The sequence below is a fragment of the Saccharopolyspora sp. genome (genome assembly GCF_017434145.1).
Classification (GTDB): domain Bacteria; phylum Actinomycetota; class Actinomycetes; order Mycobacteriales; family Pseudonocardiaceae; genus Saccharopolyspora_C; species Saccharopolyspora_C galaxeae.
This window is the reverse complement of sequence record NZ_JAFRFW010000288.1, coordinates 1-5302: the sequence shown is the minus strand read 5'-3', so window position 1 is coordinate 5302 and position 5302 is coordinate 1. Positions and strand designations below refer to the sequence as shown.

Below are 5302 nucleotides of genomic sequence, written 5' to 3'. Positions count from 1 at the left end.
GGTTGCTGCTTGCGGGTGCGCAGCGAGCGGATGGTGGCGACCGGGTTTCCGGAACCGTCCACCAGCGCGATGCTCAGCGCCTCACCGGCCCGGCGCAGTCGCACGCGCAGCGCGGAGGCGCCGGTGGCGTGCAGCGACACGCCCTCCCACGCGAACGGGACACCACCTTCGGCATCGGTGAGCATCGCCGCGTGCAGCGCGGAGTCCAGCAGCGCCGGGTGCAGCCCGTAGCGGCCGGCGTCGACCTCGTCGGGCAGGTCGACCTCCGCGAACAGCTCGTCGCCGTCCTGCCACGCGACGCGCAAGCCCTGGAACAGCGGGCCGTACTCGAAGCCGAGGTCGGCGAAGCGCTCGTAGCATCCTTCGACGTCCAGCGGGGTTCCGGGAGGCGGCCACGCGACTTCGTCCGCCGCAGCAGTCTCGGCGACGAGCGTGCCGGTGGCGTGCAGCGTCCATTCCTGCGCATCGTCGTGTCGCGAGTGGACGGTCAGCGTGCGGGTACCGGATTCCTCGGACGAGGCATGGACTTGGAGCTGCACCCCGCCTCGCTCGGGCAGCACGAGCGGCGCGGCGAGCGTCAACTCCTCCACCTGCGGGTGTCCGGATTCCGCTCCGGCGCGCAGCGCCAACTCCAGCAGCGCCGTGCCCGGCACCAGCACCGCGCCCGAGACCACGTGCTCGGCCAGCCACGGATGCGTGCGCCGCGAGAGCCTGCTCGTGAACAGCAACCCGTCCGAGTCGGCGAGTTCCACCGCGGCCCCGAGCAGCGGGTGCCCGGCCGCGCGCATACCCGCGGCAGTTACGTCGCCGGAGCGCACTGGGGCTTCCGGCCAGAACCGGCGGCGCTGGAACGGGTAGGTGGGCAGCTCGACCGGGCGGGCGTCCGGAAGCATCCGCCGCCAGTCCGGGCGCACGCCGCGGGCGTGCAGTTGCCCGGCCGCGTGCAGCGCGACGGATTCCTCCGGCTCATCGGCGCGCAGCAGCGGGATCAGTGCGCCATCGGTGGATTCGCGAGCCAGCGAGGTGAGCACCGCATCCGGACCGATCTCCAGGAAGGTGTCCGCGCCGAGTTCGGCGAGCCGCCGGACACCGTCGGCGAACCGCACCTCGCGCCGGACGTGCTCGACCCAGTAGTCGGCGTCCAGCTCCGCGATCCGGTCACCGGTCACTGTGGAGACGATCGGTATTTCCGGCTCGTGGAAGGAGATTTCGGCGAGAACGTCGCGGAAGTCGGCCAGCACCGGGTCCATCAGCGGCGAGTGGAAGGCATGCGAGACGCGCAGCGCGGTCGTCTTGCGCCCCTGCTCGGCGAAATGGGCGGCGATCTCTTCGACCGCTTCGGCAGGTCCGGAGATCACGGTCGATTGCGGCCCGTTGATCGCGGCGATGCCGACGTCCGAGTATCCTGCCAGTTGCTCGGCGACCTCGGCTTCAGTTGCGCGGATCGCGGTCATCGCGCCACCGCCGGGCAACGCCTGCATCAACCGTCCCCGGGCTGTCACCAGCTTCGCGGCGTCCGCGAGCGACAGCACGCCCGCCACGTGCGCGGCCGCGATCTCGCCGATGGAGTGCCCGGCGAGGTAGGCCGGGCGCACGCCCCAGTGCTCCGTGAGCCGGAACAGGGCCACTTCCAGCACGAACAACGCGGGTTGAGCGAATTCCGTGCGGTTCAACGGCTCCGCGTCCTCGCCCCACACGACTTCCCGCAACGGCAGCGCCGAATGGGCGTCCACCGCCGCGGCCGCTGCGTCGAAAGCCTCCGCGAACGCGGGGAACCGCCCGTACAACTCCCGGCCCATCCCGAGCCGCTGCGCGCCCTGACCGGTGAACAGCGCGGCGAGTTCACCCGTCCCGCGGCCGCTTTCGACCACGGCCGGATGTGGTGTTCCTCCGGCCAGTGCGGTCAGTGCTTCAGCCGCCTGCTCCGAGTCGTGCGCGTGCACGGTCGCGCGGTGCTCGAAGAGCGACCGGGTGGTCGCCAGCGAGAAGCCGAGGTCACCGAGGGCGGAACCGCGTCCGCGCAGGTGCTCGGCCAGCCGGAGGGCCTGCGCGCGCAGCGCTTCCGGGGTTCGGGCGGACAGGACCAGCGCAGCGGGCCGCGGTTCGGGCTCGGAATCCGGGCGCTCGACCGCGGGGGCCTGTTCGATGATCGTGTGCACGTTGGTGCCACTGATGCCGAACGATGAGACCCCGGCCCGGCGCGGGCGATCAACCTCCGGCCATGCGGAGGACTCGGCCAGCAGCTCGACCGCTCCGGCAGACCAGTCCACTTCGGACGACGGGCTGGCCGCGTGCAACGTGCGCGGGAGCTGTCCGTGCCGCATCGCCAGGATCATCTTGATGACTCCGGCGACACCGGCGGCGGCCTGGGTGTGCCCGATGTTCGACTTCACCGAACCCAGCAGCAGCGGTTGCGAGCGATCCTGCCCGTAAGTGGCCAGCAGCGCCTGGGCCTCGATCGGGTCACCGAGCTTGGTGCCGGTGCCGTGCGCCTCCACCACGTCGACGTCCTGAGTGGACAATCCCGCGCTGGACAACGCCTGCCGGATCACCCGCTGCTGCGACGGACCGTTCGGCGCCGTGAGCCCGTTGGAGGCGCCGTCCTGGTTGACCGCACTGCCGCGCAGCACCGCCAGCACCTCGTGCCCGTTCCGGCGCGCATCCGACAACCGCTCCAACACGAGCATCCCGACACCTTCGGACCAGCCGACACCGTCCGCGGAATCCGCGAACGCCTTGCAGCGCCCGTCCGGGGAAAGACCGCGCTGCCGGGAGAACTCCACGAACGCCGCCGGTGTCGCCATCACGGTCACACCGCCCGCCAAGGCCAGCGAGCACTCGCCGGACCGCAGCGCTTGCGCCGCCCAATGCATCGCCACCAGCGAAGACGAACACGCGGTGTCCACTGTGACCGCCGGCCCCTCGAAGCCGAACGTATAGGACACTCGGCCGGAGGCGATGCTGCCCGCGCTGCCATGCCCTTGGTAGCCGCCGTGCTCGTCGGCGGAGAGCGTTTCGTTGTAGTCGTTGTACATCACGCCCGCGAAGACCCCGGTCGGGCTGCCGCGCAGCGATCCCGGATCGATCCCCGCGCGCTCCACGGCCTCCCAGGTGATCTCCAGCAGCAGCCGCTGCTGCGGGTCGGTGGTCAGCGCCTCCCGCGGGCTCATTCCGAAGAAGGCCGGGTCGAATTCCGCCGCGTCGTGCAGGAATCCGCCGTGCCGGGTGGTCGACGTGCCGACGGCGTCCGGGTCCGGGTCGTAGAGCGCGTCGAGATCCCAGCCGCGGTCGGACGGGAAACCGGAGATCGCGTCCGCGCCCTCCGAGATGAGCTGCCAGAACTCATCGGGCGAAGACACTCCGCCCGGGTAGCGGCAGGCCATGCCGACGATGACGATCGGGTCGTCCCCGGCGTCCTCGCGCGCCACGTGCTGCGGCGTGGTTTCCGGCCGCTCGCCGAGGATTTCGGCGAGCAGGTGGGTGCTCAGCGCGGTCGCCGTCGGGTGGTCGAAGACCAGCGTGGCGGGCAGCCGCAAACCGGTCTGCTCGGCGATCCGGTTGCGCAGCTCGACTGCGGTCAGCGAGTCGAACCCGAGGTCCTGGAACGCCAGCTCGGAGTCCACTTCGGACGTATCGGTGTGGCCGAGGACCGCGGCGGCCTGACCGCGCACCAGCTCCAGCAGGTGCGCCGCGCGCTCGTCCGCACCCATCGCGGTGAGGCGGTCGCCGAGCGTGCTCGTGGCACCCACGTTCGCCGCGCGCCGCCGGGCCGGTGCGCGCACCAGCCCGCGCAGCAGGTCGGGCACGTCGCGCTGCCCCCGCAGCACCGAGAAGTCGAACCGCACCGGCAGCGGCGCGGCCTGCCCGCTGCGCAGCGCCGCGTCGAACAGCGCGAGGCCCTGCTGGTGCGACAGCGGTGGGATGCCGGAGCGCGCGAGCCTGCGCCGGTCGGCCTCGGACAGCGTGCCCGTCATGCCACCGGTCTCCACCCACGGACCCCAGGCCAGCGACACCGCGGGCTTGCCCTCGGCGCGCCGATGCTCGGCGAGGGCATCGAGGTAGGCGTTGGCGGCGGCGTAGTTGCCCTGGCCCGCGGCGCCGAATGTGCCTGCCAGCGAGGAGAACAGCACGAACTCGGCAAGGTCGCCGGCGAGTTCGTGCAGGTTCCAGGCGGCGTCCACCTTCGGCCGCAGCACGGCGGAAAGCCGCTCGGGGTCCAGCGAGTCGAGCACGCCGTCGTCGAGGATTCCGGCGGTGTGCACGACCGCGCCGACGGGGTTGTCGGCCAGCAGGTCGCGCAGCGCGTCGCGGTCGGCGACGTCGCAGGCTGCCACGCGCACGTCGGCGTCTCCGGAAAGCCCGGCGAGCTCGTCCAGCAGCTCCGGCACCCCCGCGGCCGCGGCGCCGCTGCGGCTGACCAGCAGCAGCTCGCGGACACCGTGCGCGGTGACGAGGTGGCGGGCCAGCGCGCCGCCGAGGCCGCCGGTGCCGCCGGTGATGAGCACGCGGCCGCACGAGGCCCAGTCGACCCGCCGCGGCTGCTCGGTGATCCGCGCCAAGCGCCCGACGCTGCGGGAGCCTGCGCGGATGAGCTGCGGCTCGGGCGTGCCCAGCGCCTCGGGCAGCGCGGCGAGGGAGTCGGCGGTGCCGTCGAGGCCGACGAGGCCGAACGCGCCGGGGTGTTCGGCGAGCGCGGCCCGCACCAGACCCCACACCGCCGCGGTGGCGGGATCGGCTTGCCCGGCGGGACGGAGCGGTTCCGTGACGAAAACCAGCCGTGCGTCGGCGAAGCGGTCGTCGCGCTGCCACTGCTGGAGCAGCCCGAGCACGTGGGCGGTCAGTTCGTGCACCCGCGCCGGCTCGGGACCGGTCGCGGGGATCGGGACGAGCACGACCTCCGGCACCTCGCTGATCGAGGCGAGGTCGGCGTGCACCGGCCAGTCACCGAAGGACTCGCCCAAGACCGCGATCGAGGAGACCGGCTCGGCGGGCTCGGCATCGGTCCAGTTCAGCCGGTACAGCGAGTCCGCATCGGCGCTCTGCTGCCCGGAATCCGCCCGCAGCAGCAGGGATTCGACGGACACGACCGGATTTCCCGCGGCGTCGGCCGCGGCGATCGACACGGCGGCGTCGGCCGCGCGCGTGATCTTCACGCGCAGGGTTTCGGCTCCGGTGGCGTGCACGGACATGCCCCGCCAGGAGAACGGCAGCGCGCCCGCAGGGAGGTCACCGAGCCACGCCGCAGCCTGCACACCCGCATCGAGCATCGCCGGGTGCACGCCGAAGCCTTCGGTCGCGGTGC

The 5302-nt window shown here is 72.6% G+C and carries 1 protein-coding gene; it reads right to left on the bottom strand.

Annotated features, from left to right (window positions below; all coding sequences use genetic code 11):
- Window positions 1-5302 (bottom strand): type I polyketide synthase (locus IJH84_RS08020; protein WP_295142186.1); only part of this gene is annotated, 5302 nt, incomplete at both ends.